This window comes from Cytobacillus dafuensis (assembly GCF_007995155.1).
Lineage (GTDB): Bacteria > Bacillota > Bacilli > Bacillales > Cytobacillaceae > Cytobacillus > Cytobacillus dafuensis.
On sequence record NZ_CP042593.1, the window covers coordinates 4,722,759 to 4,745,497 of the forward strand.

Genomic DNA, 22,739 nt, shown 5'->3' on the forward strand with positions numbered 1-22,739 from the left:
TTTCCGCTGCAGGCACTCGCTTTCCGCTCCAATCAACAAAAAAATAGCATTATCAACACTGATTTTTAACACAGTCTATCTTTAAGAAGTAAAACTTCAAGGAGGAATTTGCACATGTCGTTGAAAAAAGTCTTAACAATTGCAGGCTCAGATACAAGCGGAGGCGCTGGAATTCAGGCTGACCTTAAAACATTCCAAGAGCTTGGCGTATATGGAATGACCGCCCTTACAACAATCGTAACAATGGATCCAAAAAATGATTGGAGTCATAATGTATTTCCAATTGCTATCGATACGCTAAAAGCTCAATTGGAAACCATTTTATCAACTGGCATTGATGCGATGAAAACAGGCATGCTAGGTTCCGTAGAAATTATTGAGCTTGCTGCAAAAACAATTGATGAAAATAAATTAGACCGCGTCGTCATTGACCCTGTTTTGGTTTGTAAAGGAGAGGATGAGGTCCTTCATCCTGAAACAGCAGATGCATTAAGAGAAATCCTTGTTCCTCGCGCAACTGTTGTCACACCAAACCTCTTTGAAGCTTGGCAATTAGCGAAAACAGGTCCAATTAAAACAGTTGATGATATGAAGGAAGCAGCTGTCAAAATTCATGAGCTTGGTGCAAAATACGTGTTAATTAAAGGCGGCAGCAAATTGGAACATGAGAAAGCAGTTGACCTTCTATTCGATGGCAAGGAATTCAAGCTATACGAAAGCGAACGCGTTACTACGACTTATACACATGGTGCTGGCTGCACATACTCCTCTGCCGTTACAGCAGAGCTTGCAAAAGGCAAATCTGTCGTGGAAGCCGTTCAAACCGCAAAAGAATTCATTACAGCTGCCATCAACCATGGCTTTAAATTAAACCAATTTGTTGGGCCTACTATGCATTGTGCTCACCGCAAATTTGGTGCAGGACGTTTAGAATCAGAATAAGTTACTTCAAAATGCGAATCTGCGATAAATCTATGAACAGAGCCTTTGAGCTCTGTTTTTTTAAGCATTAGTTTCGCTTTTAGGACTTTTATTTAGTAAAATGTATGGGTAATTGATGAACTATTTTTAAAAGCTTGATTCATATACTAATTTAGATTTGATAAAGCATGGAAAGGAGGCCCATAATGGAACAGGTTATCATTGAGCAAGTCCAAAAAGAGATTGACCGCCTGGCAAAAAAAGATGTGTATATTCATCTAGAAACAACAAATGGAGCATATGCTTCCCATTTCGATAAGTCTTTTTTCTCTTCTGGCGCCTATATTCGAAATGCCCTTCTACAATATGAGCACGGAAAAATAACAGGGAAAGGCCCTTATCGAGTTGGGCTCAAAATGAACTTTGGCTGGGTATACGCAGAGGGAATTACACATTTTGAAATTGATGAAAAGGGTCGTCTCCTTTTAGCTGGACATGATTTCGAAGGCAAGCTTGCTGTTGCCCTGCAACTAAGCGAAACCCCCTTCTAAAAGTGAAAGGTAAGATTGGCAGAATTTCCGCCAATTCCCCTTATTCGATAGGATTCTAAAAATCCGAAATTAATTTATCATGGAAAGGAGAACACCACATGGAAAAAGAAAGACATGTTCTTGTTGTATTCCCTCATCCCGATGATGAGGCATTTGGTGTATCAGGAACGATTGCTTCCTATACCCAAAACGGGACACCTGTTACCTATGCCTGTCTAACGTTGGGAGAAATGGGACGAAATATGGGAAATCCTCCTTTTGCTACAAGGGAGTCATTATCCCATATTCGCAAAAAGGAATTACAGGATGCAGCAAATATCCTCGGAATCACTGATTTAAGAATGCTTGGCTATCGTGATAAAACGGTGGAATTTGAGAATGAGGAAGTATTAGCTAGCCATATGAGCGCCATCATTAAGGATGTGAATCCTTCCTTAGTTATTACCTTCTACCCTGGATACTCCGTGCATCCCGACCATGATGCCTGCGGAGCAGCCGTGATTCGAGCTGTCAAAGAGATGCCAGCAGAAAACCGGCCCAAGGTTCATTGTGTTGCCTTTTCCCATAACTGTGAGGAGGAAATTGGCCAAGCAGATATCGTCAATCATGTAGCTGCTTATGCCAATCAAAAACTTGCCGCAATCAAAGCGCATGTATCCCAAACGCAGCTTATGGTAAGTCAGACGGCGATAAATTTAGAGAATCAAGATCCGGAAGTAATAGCGCGGTTTCATTATGAAAGGTTTTGGACCTATCCGTTCTAAGTTAAAGCTTGGGAGTGTGTTCGATGAAAAGTTTTTCTTCTTCATTCTCATAGCTAGTCTTTTAGCTGGATGCAGTTCAAATGCTTCTTATGAAAATGTAAGCATCGATGAAGCAAAAGAATTAATTGATGCAAATAAAGTTACTGTCATTGATGTTCGTTCAGAAGATGAGTTTTATGAAGGGCATATCCCAGGAGCTAAATTGATTCCCCTCCCTGAATTAGAGGACCGATTGGATGAGCTTGATAAGGATCAACACTATTTAATCATTTGCAGAAGCGGAAATCGCTCCGCACAGGCAAGTGAAATTCTTATCGAAAACGGCTTTAAGCATGTCTCTAATGTCGAAAAAGGGATGAATGAATGGAAATATGAAATAGAATAAAAAATAGAAAGCAGCTTTCCCTTTTCATTGCGGAAAGCTGCTTTTTTTCTATATATAAAATTGTCAGCAGGCATTTTAGAAAAAGCCTTTATGTACGAAGGACAATCACTCATCCTCACTTTTCCCATCTTCAAGCATTTCCTTTAAATATTCAAGCTGAAAGCCGTCTTCCCTTTTGATCATCTTGACAATAAAGTGTTTTGTTAATTTCATTCTTAACCCGCTTGTCTTCACAGATGCGTCTAATTCTACCTGTGTTCCTTCTTCTATTTCATGGAAGATGTATGTATACTCCACAATCAAACCATTTGAATCGCTCCGGGTTTTAAATAATTTATCTTGTTCATATTCCACCATTTCGATATCAGCATTTACAGTATTTCCTCTTACTGATCTTGTTTCTTTAAACTTTGTTCCTTTGCCAATTGGTCCTTCAGTCAGCTTTTCCATTTTGACTACATTCGGCATTATTTCTGATGTATTCTCCATGCTGGTAATATAATCAAATACTGCCTTGACCGGTTTATGAATAATCACACTTGAACGAAAATCCGCCATGTTCTGCACCTCAATAAAATATAATCAATACAACTATTATATAACAAAAAAACAGAATTCTTCGAACTAGAATCCTGTTTATATTTTGGCTTTGTTAAAGCTTATGATATAGGGAACAAAATTTGCTCCAATCTGAAATAACAATCGTCTTCCCTCTAATTTCAATAATTCCATCCCTTTTTAGCTTTGAGAATACTCGACTTACGCTTTCCCGAGAGGCTCCGACCAATGTTGAGAACTCCTGAACGGTAATAGGCAGCTCAATGAACATCCGATTGCTGTGGCTCGCACCAAATTTTTCTGCTAGTCGATCTAATGTCCGAATCGTTTTCATGTAAACATCTAAAAGAGCTACATCCCTTAATATCACTGTTAAATCTCGCAGTTGATCACTCATATAACGGATCATTTGAACAGCCATTTCTGGAGAGACCATTAGCTCCTGCTCCAAATCCTCCGAGTTTAAGAAGTAAACTTCTCCTTCTTGAATCATTGTGGCAGTTGCAGGATAACACGCCCCCTCTTTTTTAAAGAGGCATACCTCTGCGAATATTTCTCCCTTTTTCTTTATACAAGTAATTACTTCGTTTCCTTGATCATCCTGCTTTGTCATCTTCACTATGCCGGAATGAACAAAGTATATTCCTTCTGCCTTTTCATATTCCGAAAAGACCTGCTCTCCCTTTTTAAAGCTTTTTTTGACAATTCTCTTATCCATTAACCGGATTGTTTGCTTTGGGAGATTTTTAAAAATCTCAATTTTCCCTAAAAAATTCTCCAGATCTGATTTTTGTATGGCTGCATGGCTGTTCATTCTTATACACCTCACCCAGTTTTCTCTCTACATTCTATCGAAGCTTCGATTCATTGAATGTGACATATTTCACATAATATAGGTGCTTTAGCAGAAGAAATCTATGAATAAAATGTTGTTTTCTTATCAATTTATTTGTGTTATCTTCTATATGAATATAAAGTTATTTAATTCATATATTCATAATAAGGAGGTCATTCTACATTGAGAGGCTTTACTGAGGAAGAAAAAATATATTTACGCACACAGCTACTGGAAAAAGGTCGTTCCTTCTTTTCCGTTCATGGCTTTAAAAAAACAAGCATTAAAGATTTAACAAATGCAGTTGGGATTGCCCAAGGCTCCTTTTACTTATTTTTTCAATCAAAGGAAGAAATTTATTTTCGCATTTTAGAAGAGGAAGAAGAAAAGATAAAGAGCATCATTACGAGGCAATTACCTTCAGCTATGACAGCAAAGACCTTTGCAGCATTCTTATTATCAGGAATCCAGCTCATTCAAGACAACCCGTTTATCCGCCAGTTATTTTTCGAGGGTGAATTAGAGACATTAATTCGAAAGCTTCCAAAAGAAATAGTGGAAGAGCATATTCATAAGGATACCGATCTTCTTGCTCCTTTGCTGGATTCATGGGGAATCAAAGATAAACAAGAACAAGATATAGTTAGCGGTGCAATTCGTTCATTCTTTCTGTTAGCCGTTCACGAAAAGGCTATAGGAAATGCACATTATGATCAAACGATTCAATTTCTAGCTGAAGCCATTGCAGACAAAATATTTGCGAGGAGAATGAATGATGATTGATGTCAGCAATCTTGAATATGCATACCCGGGTCAAAAGGATAAGATCATCCAAGGAATCAGCTTCTCTATTCAAAAAGGGGAAATCTTTGGCTTTCTCGGACCATCTGGAGCTGGAAAAAGCACAACACAAAAAATTTTAATTGGCTTATTAAAAGGCTATTCAGGTTCAGTCAAAGTAGCTGATAAAGAGGTGCGAGACTTAAACAGGGACTACTACGAAAAAATTGGGGTTACCTTTGAGTTCCCTAATTTCTATAGCAAGTTTTCAGCATTAGAAAATCTGCTTCACTTTAAGCGTCTTTATTCTGTCGAGACTGCGGATCCTATCCAGCTTTTACATTCTGTAGGTCTCGAGAAATTTCAAAATACAAAAGTGGCTGCTTTTTCTAAAGGGATGAAAATGAGATTGAACTTTATCCGTTCTTTACTAAACGACCCTGATATTATTTTTCTTGATGAGCCAACTTCTGGATTAGATCCTGCCAATTCAAGAATTATGCGAGAGAAGATAATGGATCTAAAAAGGATGGGGAAAACGATCGTCATCACTACTCATAATATGGCATTAGCTGAGGAACTTTGTGATCGAGTTGCTTTTATTGTCGATGGAAAAATTAGCTTAATCGACTCCCCGAAAAATTTAAAACGGCAAAAAAGCAAAAAAATTGTTCAAATTGAATTTAAAGAGAAGCAAGAAATTAAGACAGCTGAGTTTTACCTCGATCGGCTTAAGAAGGATGATCGCTTTATTCAGCTCATTCAGCACCATGAAATCTTAACAATTCATACACAAGAAGCCACTTTAGAAGATATATTTATTGAAGTAACCGGAAGGGGATTGCAATGAGACTTATCGCCTCCATTAAAGCAGATATTCAATTTCAATTTAGACATTATTTTTACTATGTCTATTTATTCGTTAGCACGTTCTATATTTTAATACTATCTTTTGTACCAATTGAAGTAAAAGAGAAGACAGCTTTGGTCTTTCTTTTTTCAGATTGCTCCTTTCTCGGCTCCTTTTTCATTGGTGGCATAATTTTATTAGAAAAAGACCAAGGGATTCATAACCAATTATTCGTCACACCCATCCGCATATCGGAGTTTATTTGGTCAAAAGTGATTTCACTTTCAGTTCTTTCTGCTGCTTCCGCTATGCTCATTTACATTTGTACGTTCGGATTAACCTATAAAGCATTGCCTTTGCTGCTAGGAGTTCTCTTTAATTCAGTTTTTGCCACCTTGCTAGGTTTAATCTTTGCTGTTCGTGTTAAGTCCATTAATCAATATTTACTTATCTCACCGTTATTCGTTACGGTCTTTTTTCTCCCTATATTGGATGTTATAGACCTTTTCCATACCCCTCTTTTTTATTTGCTGCCTGGAAAAGCAGGGCTTTTACTAATGGAAAATGCCTTCTCTCCTTTATCAGTGGAAGGCTGGATATATTCATTATCGACGCTTTTCTTATTCATCATTCTTGCTTTTCAATTAGCCTATCAATCTTTTACCAAGCATGTCCTTTTAAAAATTGGAGGATGACAAATGAAAAAAATAATGGCTTTAACTATATTTGATATGAAATATTTTTATCGCGATTTTATGCTTATTGTAGCGATCATTGCTCCTTTTTTGTTGGCCCTGCTTTTCCGCTTTGGCATACCAGCCTTTGCAACATTCATAGAAGATAAGATCGTATTCCAACCTGAACTTTATACTGAATTATTTGCGCTTATTCTTTTGCTTACAGTGCCTGTCATGCTTGGCATGTTTGCCGCTTTTGTCATTCTTGATGAACAAGATGAGAATCTATTAATGTATATGGCTGTTACGCCCTTATCTCAGCGAGGCTATTTAATTTATCGATTAGGAGGACCTGTTCTTATCAGCACTTGCTTATCAGTTACTGCCCTCTTCCTTGCCGGGTATCAATCTGTCATTTCGGCCTATACGATGCCTGTCATCCTTTTTTCTGGGATTGAAGCACCTCTTGTCACATTATTCATTATTAGCTTTGCTAAAAATAAAGTCGAAGGGCTAGCAGTGGCTAAAGCTGCAAGTGTACTGCTACTCGTTCCGTTCCTTTATTATTTTGTTTCAGGTAATTGGAAGTACTTAGGAGGACTTCTCCCTCCTTTTTGGATTGCTGCTGCCTTTTTTACAGGTATTCAATCCTCTCTTTCTCTTACTATCGTAAATTTAATCATTGCAGCTTGTACGCATGCCCTAGCAATTTTCCTTTTGTATAAAAGGTTTGCATCCATTCAATAATCTAATTGGTGCATGACAACTCTCATTCTGCAAAAGATGGACACTATTAAAGAGCCTCTTTCTTCCGGAAGAGGCTTTAATTTTATCGCAATAATGAGTGATTACTCACTTTACAAATGAAAAAAATCATTTTAAAATAAATGTGAGTGATTACTCACTATTAAGAATGAGGTGAAAAGGATGGAGAAGGAAATTGTTACTATCCACAACGTGTCCAGATCTTTCGGAAAACATCAAGTCCTCAAGAATATCAGCTTAGAAATGAAATCTGGGGAGATATTCGGTCTCCTTGGCCCTTCAGGTGCTGGCAAAACAACAATTGTTAAACAGCTGGTCGGCCTTGATCTCCCATCAGAAGGAGAAATTTATCTTTTTCAAGAAAAAATGCCAAGCCTAAAGCTAATCGAAAAAACAGGTTATATGGCTCAATCTGATGCCTTATATGGGGAACTATCCGCGAAAGAAAACCTTGAATTTTTTGCTTCCCTGTATGGATTAAAAGGAGCAAAAAGAAAACAGAGAATCAAAGAGGTAATGGAAATAGTTTCGTTATCAGAACACATAAATAAGCTTGTATCAACCTATTCTGGTGGAATGAAGCGGCGTCTTTCGCTTGCCATTGCTCTTTTACATCAACCTCAGCTTCTCATTCTCGATGAACCGACTGTGGGCATCGATCCAGTTCTAAGAAAAAGCATATGGAATGCCTTTTATGAGCTGAAAGAGATCGGAACAACGATTATCGTGACCACTCATGTGATGGATGAGGCAGAAAAATGTGATCGGCTTGGGATGATCCGAGATGGAAAGCTCATTGCTGTAGGGACTCCTGAAGAGCTGAAAAATAAAACAAAGTCCACTAGTATTGAAGAAGCGTTCCTAGTGTACGGAGGTGCTTAATATGAGAATAAAGGCTCTAGTCATTCGAATTCTTCGGCAAATTATTCGTGATAAAAGGACAATGGCCCTGTTAATTTTTGCTCCAATCCTTGTATTATCCATGCTTTATTTGGTTTTTAATGGGGATGATTATATTCCAAAAATTGGTTTTGTAGATATTCCTGAGCAGATCCAGGATCAACTAAACTTAGATGATGCTGAAATCACACAATATGATTCTATTAATCAGGCAAAAAAAGCTTTATCAAATCATGAGCTCGATGCATATTTTCTTTTTGAAAATCAACAGCCTTCTGTTGTTTTAGAAGGAAGTGATCCTAGTATTAATGGGTCCGTTATGAAATGGATGCAAACGGCCTTAAAGCCTTTACAACAGAATGCTCCCCAGAAGGAAATAGCCGTTGATTATTTGTATGGCTCAAGTGAAATGAGACAGTTCGACTATATTGGCCCCATCCTGCTAGGTTTTTTTATCTTTTTCTTTGTTTTTCTTATTGCCGGTGTGTCTTTCTTGCGAGAAAGGACGACTGGAACACTAGAAAGATTATTATCTAGCCCGCTAAGAAAATGGGAGATTGTCATGGGTTATGTCATTGGCTTTGGTATTTTTACCATGATCCAAGCAACGATCATAGCCTGGTATTCCATCTATGTATTAGACATGATGATGGAAGGTGCATTCGGTTATGTCCTGCTTATTACGTTACTCGTTTCCCTTACTGCCTTAACATTAGGAATCTTACTATCTTCCTTTGCGAACAATGAACTGCAAATGATTCAATTTATTCCGCTTGTCATTGTCCCGCAGGTCTTCTTTTCAGGTCTATTCAATCTTGAAACTGTCTCAGACTGGCTTAGCTGGATTGGCCCGATAACACCGCTGTATTATGCAAGTGAAGCATTGCGCGGTGTAATGATTAAAGGATATGGATGGGATATGATTTATAAAGATTTGCTTATATTATTAGGTTTCTCGTTGTTGTTCATGATACTCAATATTGCCGCATTAAGAAAATATCGAAAGCTCTAATCATTAACTCCTAGAATAGGCTCGTTTCTTTTCACTGGCAAAATCATTTATAATATTTTTAGGATATGTGTGTAAAAAGGGGTTGTTCATCATAGCAGATCAAGATTCATTGATTACACAACTTTTCGACGAAGAAGAAGAGTTAACAGATAAGCAGAAAAAAATTATTATAGCAGCGATCGAGTCTTTTTCAGAAAAGGGTTATGCTGCTACATCCACAAGTGAAATCGCAAAAAAAGCTGGAGTAGCAGAGGGAACGATTTTTAGGCATTATAAAACAAAAAAGGATTTGCTCTTAGGAATTGTTGCTCCTGCAATGGCGAAATTACTTGCTCCATTTGTCATTAAGGATTTATATAAAGTATTAGATACGAAGTACGAGCATTTTGAGGACTTTCTTAGAGCGATGATTGAAAACCGAGCGGCTTTTTTGAAGAAAAACTTACCACTCTTTAAAATTTTAATTCAGGAAATTCCTTTTCACCCAGAGCTAAAGGAACAATTCACTGAGCATATTGCCAAGAAGGTCTTCGATCGATTTATAAAATTAACAGAGTATTATCAGGAAAAAGGGCAAATTATTGATCTTCCACCCCAACAAATCCTAAGATTGACGATTACAACGATTATGGGCTATTTCATAGCCAGATACTTATTTCTTCCGGAAGCGGACTGGAACGATGAGGAAGAAATCGAACTTACGATACAATTTTTAATGAGAGGGCTAGCTGCAAATTAATTGGTGTTAGACACAGTCTGTGTCTAAGAAAATACCAAGATTGCCGAGTTTATAAAAAGAATATTTCAGAAAGGAGCTGATCATTCAGCTCCTTTTTTTACTATCTTATAAATGATTAATAAACAATTGGAAGTCATTGACAGAACACCTTGTATTAGTGTACTATCTAACTAGGTCACTAATGCATTTTACAAGAGGGTGGAAATTATGTTTGAGAATAAAAATAAGCTTTGGTCCATTTGTTTTATCATATTTTCGTTGCTTCTCGCCTCTGGTTGCTCAGTTAATATAGATAAGGACGCAGAGCCTGGTGTCCATATCTATAAAGTCGATAAAAAGAAAGATGATAAGGAGGAGACTAATAAATAGCTAGCAAGTTAAAAAACGGCATGTACATTAAAAGGGGCTGTCCTTTACAATCAATTTGATGATTTTAGGACAGCCCCTAATACTTATAGTTCTGTGATTAAAGTTGAACTCTATCGCAGAATAACGGGCTGGCCAACAAAAACGCCACGTCCTGTGGCAATGTTGGCACTAGCACATCCTGTGCGTCGTAAGACCCTTAGAAAAAAGAAATTAAGGAAATAAAAAATTCTAAGTGGGGTCCAACAGCCCGTAATGGCCCGACGACGGACAGGAAGTCCTAGTCAGGCGAAAGCCTCAGGACGTGGCGTACTGAGCGTGATAAGTTCAACTAATAATCAGTGGGTCCCACCCCCACTGATTAAAGTTGAACTTTATATAGCTTGTCATCCTTCTCAAGCGGGACCCCGCGGCCATCCGTGTTATTGCTAATAAAGTAGAGCGTGTTATCCTCTATAAACACATCTCTGATTCGACCTAGACCGGTAATGAATTCTTTTTGTTCTCCTGTTTGCAGGTTAAATTCCAATACGGCAGTTCCTCTCAATGCCGCAACATAAAGCTTCCCGTTCGAATAAGCCATTCCTGATGGCGCCCAAGTCGTATTTTCTCCAGAAGTAAATAAAGGCGATTCCATACCTTCCTTTTTTTCTGTACCCCTGATGACTGGCCATCCATAATTTTTCCCAGCTATAATTTTATTAATCTCATCGTTTGCTGAAGGGCCATGCTCACTTTCATAAAGTGTACCGTCTGAAGACCAGTCAAGTCCCTGCGGATTACGATGGCCATAGCTGTATACATAGGAATTCGGAATAGGATTATCAGAAGGAATGGAGCCATCTAGATTCATTCTTAAAATCTTTCCACCTAAAGAATTCAATTCCTGAGCAATTTCCGGATTAATGGCCGCATCTCCAGTCGTTGCGTATAGCTTGCCGTCCGGCCCAATTTCAAGTCTTCCTCCATGATGAAACTGGCCGCTCGGAATTTTATCTAACAGCAGGCGCTTTTCTTTCCAGACATTGTCCTCTAGCTGCAGCACAACAATACGGTTAAATTGCCCTGTTTGATCCTCATAGGTATAATACGCAAAGGCTTCCTTCGATTGTGAAAAATCATGTTTTAGTACAAACCCAAGAAATCCAGCTTCCGCAGCTGTGGCTAATGATTTTTCAAAAGATACCTTCTGGCGTTCCTTTCGCCCCTCTTCTATTTTGAAGATGCTCCCAGGTCTTTCCGAAAGATAAAAGGTACTTCCAATCTTATCAATTGACCATGGTATTTGCAGTTCATCAGCCAAAACTTCCAAATCTGCATATGGGATACTTACTTCCCGTTCCTCTATTTTCTTTTCCTTTGCACCTGAACAGCCTACAACGAAAACAATGGCAAGAAAAATAATGCCGAGCACATGCTTCATTCATGTTCCTCCCCATACAAGTGTTTTAGGCTAAAACCTCCAATATCGCTTTGGCAACTCCGCTTTCCTCATTTGTTAATGTTACTGCATCACACTGCGCTTTAATCACTTCATCAGCATTCCCCATTGCGACCGCTCTGCCTGCTCGCTTAAACATAGAAAGGTCATTGTAGTTATCACCGATGGCCATCGTTTCCTGTAAAGTGATTCCTTTTTCATTCACAAATGCCTCAAGGGCAATGCCCTTCTGAGCATCCAAGCTTGTTAACTCAAGATTCTCATCCCCAGAGGCACTTACCGATAATTGGTCGAGCTGGAGTAAAGCTTCCTTAGCAGAACTTAAAAGATCATGCTCAAACGAAAAAGCTAATAGTTTATAAATTTGATGCTCGTTATGATTAAAAATAGCATCATAGCTGTCTACTTTTTGGATTAGACCTTTCGAAAGTCTTATTTTCGCCACCTTCATGATTTGATCTATATCTGCTTCTGGATTTGCACTTAAAACAATGTCCGCGATTATGGAAATAGCCTTGTCCTCATCCAGTGTGTATGTTCCTTGATTCGTATAAACTTCATAATAAACATTTTTCTCTGAAAGAATGGAAGCAGCCTGCTTCGCAATCGATTTTTCAAGAGAGTTTGCCGCAATAGTTTCATTGTTAACCGAGCGGATTTCTGCCCCATTTAGACAAATTACAGGACAAATAAGCCCCGCATTATCTAAAACAAATCTTGCTTCCTTAAAGGATCTTCCAGTTGCAATCACAACCTCCACTCCTTGTGACTGCGCTTTTCGAATGGCAGCAATATTCTCATCTGTGATCTGCTGTGTCGCTGTCAAGAGTGTTCCATCCATATCAATTGCAATGCATTTAATCATGTTTTCACCTTCTAATTCATTTTATTGTTATACTTATCAGCCAGATTCCACTTTTACTAAATATATTTGCTTCCTTCCCTGACACTTAATTTAGGAAGATGGGTGGATTCTATAAATGCCTTTACAGAAGTGGGGTTTGTTTTGGAGTATTCCCTCAATGTCCAGCCGATGGCTTTTTGAATAAAAAACTCCTTGCTCTCTTTATTTTGCTGAATATAGCGATATAATAGTTCTTCATTTGTACGCTCTTTATATTTTAATTGAAAAAGAATGGCGGTCCTCCTTAACCATAAATGATCACCATAAGCCCACGTATCTATCTCTTCTGAAATTACTTCCGGATGATTGGCTGCAATGGTTCCCACTGGTTTCGAAGCTAGCAGATCCACTGTATCCCACCATGGCTTCATCATAATAAGCTTCTTCATGAGCGGCAGATGCTGCTTGTCCAGTTTTTTTAAAGAGCGCCCGATATAATCGAGCGCAGCATACTGGTATTCCCTTTCATCCTTCTCCCATAATGCAGTCACTAAGTCCGGCTGAAAGCTTTTCTTCAATATTCCGCTTTCCTGATAAAAAAGCTTCATCAACTGATTTCTTTCCGGTGTTTTAATTCCAAGGAAAGGAAAGTGATTTTTCATATAGTTTTCCATCGGGATCGCCTTTTCCCTATTCCTTTTCTGCTCAAAAAGGTCAACTAATAATTGAATCATGTTATGTACTCCTTTTTTAAACTAAAAAAGGCATCACTGCCCTTATGCAGTATGCCCATTTATCAAAATGGCCCGTTGCTATGATCATTTTTCATATTATGCATATAGGATTCGACATATGCTTTTTCCATTTCTGAAACATGCTTTTCATTTTCATTTGGATCAAAATTTCGAATTCCATTCTTTTTATTCCACCAATCGACGATGACACCAATACCAAGTAATACGATACAGAAAATAAGGAGATACCACATATTTCATCACCCCTTTGTTTAATTTTAACATTTTTCTGACAATAAAGACAGTCAAATTGACTTTTTTTACATTTACTGGTGATTAAATAAGTTTTTGCTTGCATCTCTCGTTACGTTAGGTTTTATGATTAATATAGATAATAAAGTGAAACTTCAATCAGTGGGGGTTTTCCTTCATCCCACACTGATTGTTAGTTGAACCAATCGGGCTTTTACGGGCTGTTGATCCCACACTTAGAAATTTATTCTTAACTCAACTTCTTGAAGTGGGGGTCTTACAGCCCGTTAATCTGCGATAAATGGGGAGGCAAAACCATGACAGCCAACTATTCCATCGGACAATTTTCAAAAAAGACTGGTACGACTATTAGAACTCTTCGTTACTATGATGAAATCGGCATTTTGAAGCCTGCATTCATTACAGAGTCAGGACGAAGATATTATTCAGATGATGATTTAATTAAATTGCAAAAAATTGTCTCACTAAAATATTTAGGCTATTCATTAGAGAAAATTACGGAGTTTATTCATATGAACGAATGGAATTTAAAGGATTCCCTAACTTTTCAGAGAAAAGAAATGCTGCAAAAAAAGCTGCACATCGAAAACGTAATCCGTGCACTCGATCATGCCCTTCATATTATAGACGATGATGGGGAGGTCGATTCCTCCATCTTTATCTCGCTTATTAATAATATTCAGATGGAAAGTGAGCATAAAGAGTGGCTGAAAGGATTTATCGAGGAGCAAAAGGTTGACGCAATGTTTAATATATCAGAGGAGAAGCAGCTGGAATTGAATAAGAAGGCTCTCGAGATTTTCTCTGGATTAAAGCTGCAATTTGGGCAGGATCCTGCGAGCAGTCAAGTTCAAGAGCTGATAAAGGACTATATGGAAATTGTTCATGAAATTACTGGAGACGATCTAAAATTGATCCAAGATCTTTACGAAAAAGATATTGTCATTGATGATGATCCACAGCTCTTTCATTCCCCATTTACTTCAGAGGAGGAAGAATGGGTGACAAAGGCAATGGACATTTATTTAAGAAAGAAGGGTGTGATTGTCGATGGAAAGTAAAGTGACTAAAAAAAGCCAAAGCAGTACAAACTGGAGATCCTTCTGGCAATTATTAAAAGAAGCAAATCCTCCAAAGTGGATTTTTATTTTAGCAATCGTACTAAGCCTCATTGAAACGGGGGCAGGGTTGATTGTTCCGCTTTTTACAAAAAATCTCGTTGATCAGCTTGCAGCATCTGCACTAGAAACTTCCTTGATCGTTTTGCTGGCATCCGCCTTTATCATCCAAACGATTTCTTCAGGCTTCTCGTTTTACTTCATGACTTACATTGGAGAGTCGATCGTGGCTTCTATTCGAAAACGACTATGGAAGCAAATTTTACACTTGCCAATTCCTTTTTTTGACAAGCATCAATCAGGGGAAACAATGAGCAGGTTAACACAGGATACAAATATTGTAAAAACCCTTATTACACAGCATATGATTACATTTTTAACAGGGCTCATCTCAATTATCGGAGCCGTTTCCATTCTATTAATGATCGACTGGAAAATGACCTTAATTATGATTATTTCTGTACCTATTTCGATCGGATTGATTATGCCGCTCGGACAAAAAATGTATAAAATATCAAAAGCCACACAGGATGAAATGGCTGATTTTTCCGGTAACCTTGGTCGTGTTCTTACAGACATCCGTCTTGTGAAAGCCTACCATGCGGAAAATGCAGAAAAAGCCCGTGGCGAAAAAGGAATAAAGCATCTATTCCAATTCGGGCTGAGAGAAGCGAGGATTCAAGCAATCATTTCTCCATTTATGACCTTTGTGATGATGCTTGTCCTTGTGATTCTCATTGGCTATGGAGGGGTACGCGTTGCCTCTGGTGATTTAACAGCAGGCTCGCTTGTCGCCATCATTATTTATATGTTCCAAATCATTGTTCCTTTTACGCAAATGGCTTCATTCTTTACAGCTTTTCAAAAAGCAATTGGAGCAACGGAACGAATCCAAGGGATCCTAAGCCTAAATAATGAGCCATCCGAACAGACACTTCTTGTGGAGGACCCTGCTCAAAATCTTACGTTCCAAAATCTTTCATTCTCTTACAAAGAAAATCCGATTATCAAAAATATAAATTTAACACTTCCTGCTGGAAAAACAACTGCTTTCGTAGGACCAAGCGGCGGAGGAAAAACAACTCTTTTTGCACTGCTTGAACGCTTTTATGAACCTGATAGCGGGTTGATCAGGCTAGGCGAAACAAATATTAAAGATTTCAACCTCCGTTCATGGAGAAGCCAAATTGGCTATGTGTCACAGGAAAGTCCCCTTATGTCGGGCTCCATAAAAGACAATATTATTTATGGAATAGAAAGAACAGTATCTAATCAAGAAATCGTGGAAGCCGCTAAGCTTGCCCACGCAGCAGAATTTATTGAACGGCTGCCGGATGGGTATGAAACAGAGGTAGGAGAGAGAGGAATGAAGCTTTCCGGCGGACAAAGGCAAAGAATTGCTATTGCACGAGCCATTATCCGCAATCCAAAGATCCTTCTCCTTGATGAAGCCACATCCAATCTTGATAGCGCCTCCGAGCATCTTGTTCAAAGGGCACTTCAACAACTCATGGACGGCAGAACGACTTTAATGATCGCCCACCGCTTATCAACGATTGTTGATGCGGACCAGATCGCCGTTGTTGAGGCTGGAACCATTACAGGTACTGGGACACATTCTGAATTACTAGAAACCCATTCTCTCTATCGGGAGCTTGCTGAACAGCAGTTTGAACATTCATTTAATTGAGCAGAAAGGTTAGCCTTTTTACCGGCTAACCTTTTTCTCATATCACCGAAACAAGTAAAAGGTTTCGTTTAATTATTCTGAATTAGAGGAATATTGGTAATTTTGTCGAAAATAATAGTGGTAAACAGTTTATTTTTTAGGAGGTTAATACCATTGAAGTCGTTAGTTTCTTTTTTTAACCGCGTCATGCAGCGGTTCTTGCCCGATCCATTTTTATTTGTCATCATTTTAACTTTTGTCGTTTTTGGATTAGGGCTTATTTTCACTGACAGCGGGCCATATCAAATGGTTCAGCATTGGGGCACTGGCTTCTGGGGGCTTCTCACGTTCTCCATGCAGATGGTGCTCGTATTAGTTACAGGCCACGTACTAGCAAGCAGCCAGATTTTCAAAAAAGGGTTAGGCGCACTTGCAAGCACTGCGAAATCGCCAGGTCAGGCTATTATTATTGTCACGGTTGTTTCCATCATTGCCAGCTTAATTAACTGGGGATTCGGACTTGTTATTGGAGCTCTATTCGCAAAGGAATTAGCGAAAAAGGTGAAAAATGTAGACTACCGTCTTTTAATTGCCAGCGCTTACTCTGGATTTGTCGTTTGGCATGGGGGGATATCAGGGTCTGTGCCTTTAACGATTGCCACAAAAGGCCATTTTACAGAGGATATGATTGGAATCATCCCAACGGATCAAACCATTTTTGCTGTATTTAATATGGTGATTGTAGGAGGTATTTTTTTAATTATTCCATTTGTTAATAGAATGATGATGCCATCCAAGGAAGAAACGATTACGATTGATCCAGCGATTTTACAGGATGATGTTCAGGCAGCCACTTTAGAAAAAGGGGCAATGACGCCTGCTGAAAAGCTTGAAAACAGCCGTATTATTTCTTTATTAATCGGGATCTTCGGATTAGTATTCCTATTCTATTATTTTGCTACTAACGGATTTAAATTGAATCTTGATATTGTTAATTTCTTATTCCTATTCTTAGGCATCCTTTTCCATGGAACTCCAAAGCATTTCCTTGATGCTGTCCTTAATGCAGTAAAAGGGGCAAGCGGAATTATTATACAGTTCCCTTTCTATGCAGGAATTATGGGCATGATGACTGCTTCAGGTTTAGCAGCTGTTATTTCGGAAGCCTTCGTATCGATTTCAAATGATTTTACCTTCCCATTCTTTGCTTTTATCAGTGCTGGGATTGTGAATATCTTTGTTCCGTCGGGAGGAGGCCAATGGGCTGTACAAGGACCTATCATGCTTGAAGCGGCTCAGGCATTAAATGCCTCTATTCCAAAAACAGCCATGGCGGTGGCTTGGGGAGATGCATGGACAAATTTAATTCAGCCATTCTGGGCTCTTCCAGCTTTAGCCATTGCCGGTTTGAGAGCCAAGGATATTATGGGATATTGTGTCCTAACGCTAGTCGTATCGGGTGTCATTATTTCGCTCGGTCTTACATTTTTTTAAATAAAGCCTAAATTACTTGTCTTGCCTGTGGGGTATACGGCAAAATTCTGATTCTTTTTTGAATCGCATTTTAATTGTGTGCTCCACAGGCTTTTTGGTATTTAACTGGCTCGCATGTGCTGTTAGAGACTATTATTCTAACTTTTTTATTTTTAGGATCTATTTCGGGCTTTATTTGACCACACTCTCTCTTTTTTTCGCTTTTGATGGTCTATTCCGAGATTTTTCTGACCACTCTCTCTCTTTTTTTCACCTTTGATGGTCTATTTCAGGCTTTTTTTGACCACACTCTCTCTTTTTTTCACCTTTGATGGTCTATTTCGGGCTTTTTCTGACCACTCTCTCTCTTTTTTTCGCTTTTAATGGTCTATTCCAGGCTTTTTCTGACCACTCTCTCTCTTTTTTTCGCCTTTGATGGTCTATTCCGAGATTATTCTGGCCACTCTCTCTCTTTTTTTCACCTTTAATGGTCTATTTCGGGCTTTTTCTGACCACACTCTCTCTTTTTTTCGCCTTTGATGGTCTATTTCAGGCTTTTTCTGGCTACTCTCTCTCAAATTTTCACCTTTAATGGTCTATTTCAGGCTTTTTCTGACCACACTCTCTCTTTTTTTCGCCTTTGATGGTCTATTTCAGGCTTTTTCTGGCTACTCTCTCTCAAATTTTCACCTTTAATGGTCTATTTCGGGTTTTATTTGACCGTTATATCTCCTATCTTTACCTTTAATGGTCCCTAAACAAAGTTAATGTTTATTACTATTAAGCGGGGATAGAGCAATACCTACTCGCTATAACTCTTGTTTACAAAGGCAAAAGGACAAACATTCAGCTAATCCTACTCTTTTATTGTTTCAAAATTTGCCTATACTCTAACCGTTTCAGGCAGGTCCTGAAACCCCTCTTGATAGATTTTGCTAATAATGGATTCGATTTCAGGCTCTTCAACCGTTAAATCTTTAATGTTATGAGTCTTTGTAATTTGTGAAATCAAATCCGAGGCCGATACTTCATCACGGTTAAATTTGATCCAGAAGCGGCTGCCTTCTTCTTTAAAAATCTCTCCTCCAGTAAGATGAGGTCTTTGTTTAGATTCTTCTAAATCAACAATTAAGGTGCGTGTTTTCCCAAATCTCTCCTTCACTAACGCTATTTCACCATCATACATTTTCGTACCATGATCAATGAGCACCATCCGTTCACAGAGCTTTTCAATATCCTCCATATCATGGGTCGTCAGAATAACGGTAATTTGTCTATCCTGATTAATTTCCTTTATGAAGGTTCTCATCTTCTCCTTCGCAACAACATCAAGACCAATCGTCGGTTCATCTAAAAACAAAATAGGCGGGTCATGCAAAAGTGATGCCGCAATATCAGCACGCATCCTTTGGCCAAGAGATAATTGTCGAACCGGTGTATTTAAAAATTCATCTAAGCCTAGTATTTCCGTAAAGGTATCCATATTTTTCTTATACCTTTCATTAGACACTTGATAGATTTCCTTTAAAAGATCGAAAGATTCAATTGTAGGCAGATCCCACCATAGCTGTGTTCTTTGCCCGAACACGACTCCAATGTTCTTGGCATTTTTCTGCCTATTTTCATAAGGGACAATCCCGTTTACGAGAACCTTTCCGTCACTTGGCACTAATATCCCCGTCAGCATTTTAATGGTTGTTGATTTACCTGCACCATTCGGTCCAATATAACCGATGACCTCTCCCTTCTCAATCGAAAAGCTAATGTTCTTGACTGCCTCTTTTTTCGTATATTCTCGTTTCACTAAGCTTCTCAATGCACTCATCATGCCTGTTTCTCTTTTGGCTATCATAAAGTCTTTTCTTAAATTCTCTACTTCAATAATCGGCATTGTCATCCTCCTCATCTATGAACCTGTGCTTTTATACCGGCTTAATCCGAGCATCCAGATCCAGTAGGCAATCATAAAGAACACCAACCCTACCAATGGGGAAAAATATCCGATATAGGCAGGAAAGAACGGTGTTTCTTTTTCTAAAATAACGGCAGCAGGAAAATAATTCACGAATCCAAATGGAACGACAAAGGCTGTAAACCATTGAACAATCTTTGGATAAATCACTAAAGGATAGTTCGTTAAATTCCTTGCCGGGTACATCGCTACCCAATAAAACTGCTCTGATTTCGTCGTCCAGAACGCAAGCGCCGAAATGATGACGAGCATTCCTCCTTGAATGAGAATTCCTCCAATAATAGACGCTAATAAAAATAAGGTTTTCCCAATTGTCCAGCCGATATTTAGTTCAATGCTGACCCAAATAAATATTAAAATACTAAAAATAAACTGACCGAAAGAAGCGACATCAAACTTCATCGCCATAAAATGGAAAAACGGATTAATCGGCCTGACTAAAAACCGGTCAAAGGTTCCATTGATGATGTACGTATCTAAACTGCGAAAATGGAAGAATAAGATAATACAAAAACCCCATGATAATATAGCTATGGCAAATAGGAAAAGCATCTCGAAAAAGCTCCATGAACCGAGCTCCTGAAACCGGTATAGCATGACCCACATTGTAATTGCCGTACCTGAATATGCCGTAATCAAACCGATAATTCGCATGAAAAAAGCAAAGCGGTATTGAAACTGTGCTCTAATACCTGCTGAAACAAGCTTAAAATAGAGATCCACATATTTTAGAATAGGCATATTCTATCCCCCTTGAACGATGACTTTATGTGAGGCGCGATTCCAGACAAATCTCAAGAGGAAAAAACATACGATGACCCAAAAAAGCTGTATGCCAATCGAGAAAAGGATTTCCCCGCTGGAAATTTCACCAATGAAAATAGCATTTGGTATGTAATAGATTCCTTGAAATGGCAGGTAGACTGCGATTTTTTCCAGCCAATCAGGAAAGAACCAAAGTGGAATTACAGAGCCAGACAGCAGTGACATCGCAAAATAGAATATATCCACAATCCCACCTGTTTCGACTAAAAAGAAGGATAACAGTCCAAATGCCATTTCGATGCAATATCGAATTAAAAATCCAATAAAGGCTGCTGCGATAAAATAAACCCAAGTCAGCCAGCTTGTAGGCACCATTAAATCCATAAAAATAAATAAAACAATATAGAGCGGTAAAAGAGCAGTGATGATATAAAATGCTACACTGCCAAAATCCGCAAATAAATAGCGCAGGGGAACATTGAAGGGCCTCATTAGCTCAAGAGCAATATCTCCTGTTCTCACCTTCTCTTGAATCTCCCAAAGAGGAGTGCCCGCGCCATTAATCCCTGATAAAAATTGGCTAATGACTATGTAGGTAAGCATGGATTCAAAGCTGACGCCGCCTGCTTCTTCCCTTCCAGCATAAAGAGCGGTCCAAATAGATCCCCACATAAGCAGGAAGATGAGATTAGACCCAAGTCTCGACCAAACATCGAATCGATAAACAGCCGAGCGCAGGAAAGCTTTCCTTGTAAACATACAGTACATACGAAATTGAAGCATTTAATCACACCTGCTTTTTAATTTTTCTGACTATTCGTTATTTTAACATAAAATGGGTTAATGAGGTATGAATGGATAAAATAAAGAGGAAAGCAGTGGAAGATAGAATAAAATAGTTGGCATTTATCCAATTATGCATTAAAATTACTTTTGGCTTATAAATATAACAACATAGGTGATAGATTTGAACAAATTAGCAAGAACATATTCATTGCAAGATATATTAAAATTTCTTATTCCTTCCCTTATAGGGATTACCTTATTTATGGTTCCGATTAAATATCAGGGAGACATTACGATTCCCATTGCCATTTTCTCAGGGTGGATTCAAGAGGTTCTCGCATCTTACCTCTCAGGGATTATGGTTTTTATTATTTTATTAACATTAATAGGTACTTTAGTAACAAAGTTTTTCCAGCCTGCTTTGATTGTCAATAACCACTTTTTTAATAATTTATTTAATGTCCCAAAAGTTTGGGTTTTTGCTAGAATATTAGGCGGTATTTTTGCGGTCATGACCTTTTTTCAGATTGGACCCGAAGCTATTTGGTCAGAAAATACGGGAGGATTATTATTAAATAATCTGCTTCCCATTCTCTTTTCTGTCTTTTTATTTGCCGGTTTATTCTTGCCATTGCTTTTAGATTTTGGGCTATTAGAATTCTTTGGCACTTTGTTTACAAAAATTATGCGGCCGATTTTTAAGCTTCCAGGAAGATCTTCTGTTGACTGTGCTGCCTCTTGGCTTGGTGACGGAACGATTGGTGTTTTGTTAACAAGCAAGCAGTATGAGGATGGGTTTTACACGAAGAAGGAAGCAGCGATAATTGGGACAACCTTTTCTGTCGTCTCGATAACGTTTAGCTTAGTCGTGATTTCACAGGTGCATTTAGAACATTTATTTGTCCCTTTCTATGCGACGGTTACGATTGCTGGATTGGTAGCAGCGATTATCTGCCCAAGAATTCCGCCGCTATCAAGAAAGCCGGATACGTATTATCGTGATCATACGAAGGAGCTGGATGAGTCGGTTCCAAAAGGGTATACTTCATTAAGCTGGGGGCTTTTCCAAGCTGTAGACAAAGCAAAAGCAAATCAAAGTGTGAAAAACTTTTTTCAACAAGGTGCAAAGAATATTTTGGATATGTGGATGGGTGTAGCGCCGATTGTAATGGCACTAGGTACAGTTGCATTAGTGATTGCTGAATACACACCTGTTTTCCAAGTTTTAGGGTTGCCATTCATTCCGTTGCTCGAAATTATGCAAGTTCCCGAAGCAAAAGCTGCTTCTGAAACATTAGTAGTTGGGTTTGCTGATATGTTTCTTCCGTCTGTTATCGGTGCATCCATTGAAAGCGATATGACTCGCTTTGTTATTGCAAGTGTATCGGTGACGCAATTAATTTACATGTCAGAGGTCGGTGGCCTTTTACTTGGGTCAAAAATCCCTGTTTCACTAAAGGATCTATTCATTATCTTTTTAGAAAGAACCCTTATTACATTGCCCGTGATTGTTTTAGCGGCACATATTATATTCTAAACTGGAAAAGACGGGCTCATGAGA

25 protein-coding genes are annotated in these 22,739 nt (G+C 38.6%); 16 read left to right on the forward strand and 9 right to left on the reverse strand.

The features are described 5' to 3' along the window. Window positions 1–114: 114 nt before the first annotated feature. The 4 genes from pdxK to FSZ17_RS22375 all read left to right on the forward strand — a co-directional run bounded on the left by pdxK (window position 115) and on the right by FSZ17_RS22375 (window position 2,621). A complete protein-coding gene (gene pdxK, locus FSZ17_RS22360) occupies window positions 115–942 on the forward strand; it encodes a pyridoxine/pyridoxal/pyridoxamine kinase (protein ID WP_057772693.1) in 828 nt (275 codons plus the stop codon). Between the two features lie 185 nt (window positions 943–1,127). Then, window positions 1,128–1,472, forward strand: coding sequence for a YojF family protein (locus FSZ17_RS22365; RefSeq protein ID WP_057772691.1), 345 nt, complete (start codon window positions 1,128–1,130; stop codon window positions 1,470–1,472). 98 nt (window positions 1,473–1,570) lie between these two features. Beyond that, window positions 1,571–2,236, forward strand: a complete 666-nt coding sequence (gene bshB2, locus FSZ17_RS22370) for a bacillithiol biosynthesis deacetylase BshB2 (protein WP_057772689.1) — start codon at window positions 1,571–1,573, stop codon at window positions 2,234–2,236. After that, complete coding sequence (locus tag FSZ17_RS22375) at window positions 2,208–2,621, forward strand: rhodanese-like domain-containing protein (protein WP_082625268.1); 414 nt, start codon at window positions 2,208–2,210, stop codon at window positions 2,619–2,621. The genes bshB2 and FSZ17_RS22375 overlap by 29 nt, the downstream gene beginning before the upstream one ends. A 105-nt stretch (window positions 2,622–2,726) precedes the next feature. Here FSZ17_RS22375 and FSZ17_RS22380 read toward each other — a convergent pair whose 3' ends face one another. After that, complete coding sequence (locus FSZ17_RS22380; protein ID WP_057772686.1) at window positions 2,727–3,179, reverse strand: SRPBCC family protein; 453 nt, start codon at window positions 3,177–3,179, stop codon at window positions 2,727–2,729. Window positions 3,180–3,273: 94 nt separating this feature from the next. Beyond that, on the reverse strand, window positions 3,274–3,993 hold the full coding sequence (locus tag FSZ17_RS22385) for a Crp/Fnr family transcriptional regulator (RefSeq protein WP_057772683.1): 720 nt from the start codon (window positions 3,991–3,993) through the stop codon (window positions 3,274–3,276). 204 nt (window positions 3,994–4,197) lie between these two features. Here FSZ17_RS22385 and FSZ17_RS22390 point away from each other — a divergent pair, with 204 nt between their 5' ends. From FSZ17_RS22390 to FSZ17_RS23570, 8 genes are all read left to right on the forward strand, one after another. Continuing rightward, window positions 4,198–4,797, forward strand: a complete 600-nt coding sequence (locus tag FSZ17_RS22390; protein WP_057772681.1) for a TetR/AcrR family transcriptional regulator — start codon at window positions 4,198–4,200, stop codon at window positions 4,795–4,797. Beyond that, window positions 4,787–5,644, forward strand: coding sequence for an ABC transporter ATP-binding protein (locus FSZ17_RS22395; RefSeq protein WP_322107594.1), 858 nt, complete (start codon window positions 4,787–4,789; stop codon window positions 5,642–5,644). Before FSZ17_RS22390 ends, FSZ17_RS22395 begins: the two co-directional genes overlap by 11 nt. Further along, a complete protein-coding gene (locus FSZ17_RS22400; RefSeq protein WP_057772676.1) occupies window positions 5,641–6,339 on the forward strand; it encodes a fluoroquinolone export ABC transporter permease subunit in 699 nt (232 codons plus the stop codon). The genes FSZ17_RS22395 and FSZ17_RS22400 overlap by 4 nt, the downstream gene beginning before the upstream one ends. 3 nt (window positions 6,340–6,342) lie before the next feature. After that, window positions 6,343–7,068, forward strand: coding sequence for a hypothetical protein (locus tag FSZ17_RS22405; RefSeq protein WP_057772674.1), 726 nt, complete (start codon window positions 6,343–6,345; stop codon window positions 7,066–7,068). 180 nt (window positions 7,069–7,248) lie between these two features. Further along, window positions 7,249–7,968: an ABC transporter ATP-binding protein gene (locus FSZ17_RS22410; RefSeq protein WP_057772672.1), complete on the forward strand. Its 720-nt coding sequence runs from the start codon at window positions 7,249–7,251 to the stop codon at window positions 7,966–7,968. Between the two features lies 1 nt (window position 7,969). Continuing rightward, window positions 7,970–8,998 carry an ABC transporter permease gene (locus tag FSZ17_RS22415; protein WP_057772670.1) on the forward strand — a complete coding sequence of 343 codons (1,029 nt, stop codon included), beginning with the start codon at window positions 7,970–7,972 and terminating at the stop codon, window positions 8,996–8,998. Window positions 8,999–9,089: 91 nt separating this feature from the next. Then, window positions 9,090–9,737: a TetR/AcrR family transcriptional regulator gene (locus tag FSZ17_RS22420; RefSeq protein WP_057773181.1), complete on the forward strand. Its 648-nt coding sequence runs from the start codon at window positions 9,090–9,092 to the stop codon at window positions 9,735–9,737. Window positions 9,738–9,944: 207 nt separating this feature from the next. Then, window positions 9,945–10,106 carry a hypothetical protein gene (locus FSZ17_RS23570; protein WP_156416243.1) on the forward strand — a complete coding sequence of 54 codons (162 nt, stop codon included), beginning with the start codon at window positions 9,945–9,947 and terminating at the stop codon, window positions 10,104–10,106. A gap of 358 nt (window positions 10,107–10,464) precedes the next feature. Here FSZ17_RS23570 and FSZ17_RS22425 read toward each other — a convergent pair whose 3' ends face one another. The 4 genes from FSZ17_RS22425 to FSZ17_RS22440 form a co-directional block, all read right to left on the reverse strand. Beyond that, the gene (locus tag FSZ17_RS22425) at window positions 10,465–11,526 is read right to left on the reverse strand and encodes a PQQ-dependent sugar dehydrogenase (protein WP_057772668.1); all 1,062 of its coding nucleotides are present in this window, start codon (window positions 11,524–11,526) and stop codon (window positions 10,465–10,467) included. A 25-nt stretch (window positions 11,527–11,551) separates the two neighbouring features. Beyond that, entirely contained in the window at window positions 11,552–12,409 is an 858-nt protein-coding gene (locus FSZ17_RS22430) for a Cof-type HAD-IIB family hydrolase (RefSeq protein WP_057772666.1), read from the reverse strand. A 56-nt stretch (window positions 12,410–12,465) separates the two neighbouring features. Further along, window positions 12,466–13,122 (reverse strand): DNA alkylation repair protein, encoded by a 657-nt coding sequence (locus FSZ17_RS22435; RefSeq protein ID WP_057772664.1) that lies wholly within the window; start codon window positions 13,120–13,122, stop codon window positions 12,466–12,468. Between the two features lie 62 nt (window positions 13,123–13,184). Further along, window positions 13,185–13,376, reverse strand: coding sequence for a hypothetical protein (locus tag FSZ17_RS22440; protein ID WP_057772662.1), 192 nt, complete (start codon window positions 13,374–13,376; stop codon window positions 13,185–13,187). Window positions 13,377–13,691: 315 nt separating this feature from the next. Here FSZ17_RS22440 and FSZ17_RS22445 point away from each other — a divergent pair, with 315 nt between their 5' ends. The 3 genes from FSZ17_RS22445 to FSZ17_RS22455 all read left to right on the forward strand — a co-directional run bounded on the left by FSZ17_RS22445 (window position 13,692) and on the right by FSZ17_RS22455 (window position 17,676). Further along, window positions 13,692–14,456, forward strand: a complete 765-nt coding sequence (locus tag FSZ17_RS22445) for a MerR family transcriptional regulator (RefSeq protein WP_057772660.1) — start codon at window positions 13,692–13,694, stop codon at window positions 14,454–14,456. After that, complete coding sequence (locus FSZ17_RS22450; RefSeq protein ID WP_057772658.1) at window positions 14,446–16,203, forward strand: ABC transporter ATP-binding protein; 1,758 nt, start codon at window positions 14,446–14,448, stop codon at window positions 16,201–16,203. Before FSZ17_RS22445 ends, FSZ17_RS22450 begins: the two co-directional genes overlap by 11 nt. A 153-nt stretch (window positions 16,204–16,356) precedes the next feature. After that, entirely contained in the window at window positions 16,357–17,676 is a 1,320-nt protein-coding gene (locus FSZ17_RS22455) for a short-chain fatty acid transporter (protein ID WP_057772656.1), read from the forward strand. A gap of 862 nt (window positions 17,677–18,538) precedes the next feature. Here the strand turns inward: FSZ17_RS22455 and FSZ17_RS22460 are convergent. From FSZ17_RS22460 to FSZ17_RS22470, 3 genes are read right to left on the reverse strand one after another with little or no spacing between them, the layout of a single operon-like run. Next, a complete protein-coding gene (locus FSZ17_RS22460) occupies window positions 18,539–19,546 on the reverse strand; it encodes an ABC transporter ATP-binding protein (RefSeq protein WP_057772654.1) in 1,008 nt (335 codons plus the stop codon). Between the two features lie 15 nt (window positions 19,547–19,561). Beyond that, window positions 19,562–20,368, reverse strand: a complete 807-nt coding sequence (locus FSZ17_RS22465) for an ABC transporter permease (protein WP_057772652.1) — start codon at window positions 20,366–20,368, stop codon at window positions 19,562–19,564. Between the two features lie 3 nt (window positions 20,369–20,371). After that, window positions 20,372–21,175 carry an ABC transporter permease gene (locus tag FSZ17_RS22470; RefSeq protein WP_057772650.1) on the reverse strand — a complete coding sequence of 268 codons (804 nt, stop codon included), beginning with the start codon at window positions 21,173–21,175 and terminating at the stop codon, window positions 20,372–20,374. 184 nt (window positions 21,176–21,359) lie between these two features. Between FSZ17_RS22470 and FSZ17_RS22475 the strand changes: the two genes are divergently transcribed. After that, window positions 21,360–22,715, forward strand: coding sequence for a YjiH family protein (locus FSZ17_RS22475; protein ID WP_057772648.1), 1,356 nt, complete (start codon window positions 21,360–21,362; stop codon window positions 22,713–22,715). Window positions 22,716–22,739: the final 24 nt, after the last annotated feature.

Bases quoted from the DNA above. Each gene is read 5' to 3' on its own strand.
- pdxK (WP_057772693.1), top strand. From the start codon at position 115: ATGTCGTTGAAAAAAGTCTTAACAATTGCAGGCTCAGATACAAGCGGA.
- FSZ17_RS22365 (WP_057772691.1), top strand. From the start codon at position 1,128: ATGGAACAGGTTATCATTGAGCAAGTCCAAAAAGAGATTGACCGCCTG.
- bshB2 (WP_057772689.1), top strand. From the start codon at position 1,571: ATGGAAAAAGAAAGACATGTTCTTGTTGTATTCCCTCATCCCGATGAT.
- FSZ17_RS22375 (WP_082625268.1), top strand. From the start codon at position 2,208: ATGAAAGGTTTTGGACCTATCCGTTCTAAGTTAAAGCTTGGGAGTGTG.
- FSZ17_RS22380 (WP_057772686.1), bottom strand. From the start codon at position 3,179: ATGGCGGATTTTCGTTCAAGTGTGATTATTCATAAACCGGTCAAGGCA.
- FSZ17_RS22385 (WP_057772683.1), bottom strand. From the start codon at position 3,993: ATGAACAGCCATGCAGCCATACAAAAATCAGATCTGGAGAATTTTTTA.
- FSZ17_RS22395 (WP_322107594.1), top strand. From the start codon at position 4,787: ATGATGATTGATGTCAGCAATCTTGAATATGCATACCCGGGTCAAAAG.
- FSZ17_RS22400 (WP_057772676.1), top strand. From the start codon at position 5,641: ATGAGACTTATCGCCTCCATTAAAGCAGATATTCAATTTCAATTTAGA.
- FSZ17_RS22405 (WP_057772674.1), top strand. From the start codon at position 6,343: ATGAAAAAAATAATGGCTTTAACTATATTTGATATGAAATATTTTTAT.
- FSZ17_RS22410 (WP_057772672.1), top strand. From the start codon at position 7,249: ATGGAGAAGGAAATTGTTACTATCCACAACGTGTCCAGATCTTTCGGA.
- FSZ17_RS22415 (WP_057772670.1), top strand. From the start codon at position 7,970: ATGAGAATAAAGGCTCTAGTCATTCGAATTCTTCGGCAAATTATTCGT.
- FSZ17_RS23570 (WP_156416243.1), top strand. From the start codon at position 9,945: ATGTTTGAGAATAAAAATAAGCTTTGGTCCATTTGTTTTATCATATTT.
- FSZ17_RS22425 (WP_057772668.1), bottom strand. From the start codon at position 11,526: ATGAAGCATGTGCTCGGCATTATTTTTCTTGCCATTGTTTTCGTTGTA.
- FSZ17_RS22430 (WP_057772666.1), bottom strand. From the start codon at position 12,409: ATGATTAAATGCATTGCAATTGATATGGATGGAACACTCTTGACAGCG.
- FSZ17_RS22435 (WP_057772664.1), bottom strand. From the start codon at position 13,122: ATGATTCAATTATTAGTTGACCTTTTTGAGCAGAAAAGGAATAGGGAA.
- FSZ17_RS22440 (WP_057772662.1), bottom strand. From the start codon at position 13,376: ATGTGGTATCTCCTTATTTTCTGTATCGTATTACTTGGTATTGGTGTC.
- FSZ17_RS22445 (WP_057772660.1), top strand. From the start codon at position 13,692: ATGACAGCCAACTATTCCATCGGACAATTTTCAAAAAAGACTGGTACG.
- FSZ17_RS22450 (WP_057772658.1), top strand. From the start codon at position 14,446: ATGGAAAGTAAAGTGACTAAAAAAAGCCAAAGCAGTACAAACTGGAGA.
- FSZ17_RS22460 (WP_057772654.1), bottom strand. From the start codon at position 19,546: ATGCCGATTATTGAAGTAGAGAATTTAAGAAAAGACTTTATGATAGCC.
- FSZ17_RS22465 (WP_057772652.1), bottom strand. From the start codon at position 20,368: ATGCCTATTCTAAAATATGTGGATCTCTATTTTAAGCTTGTTTCAGCA.
- FSZ17_RS22470 (WP_057772650.1), bottom strand. From the start codon at position 21,175: ATGCTTCAATTTCGTATGTACTGTATGTTTACAAGGAAAGCTTTCCTG.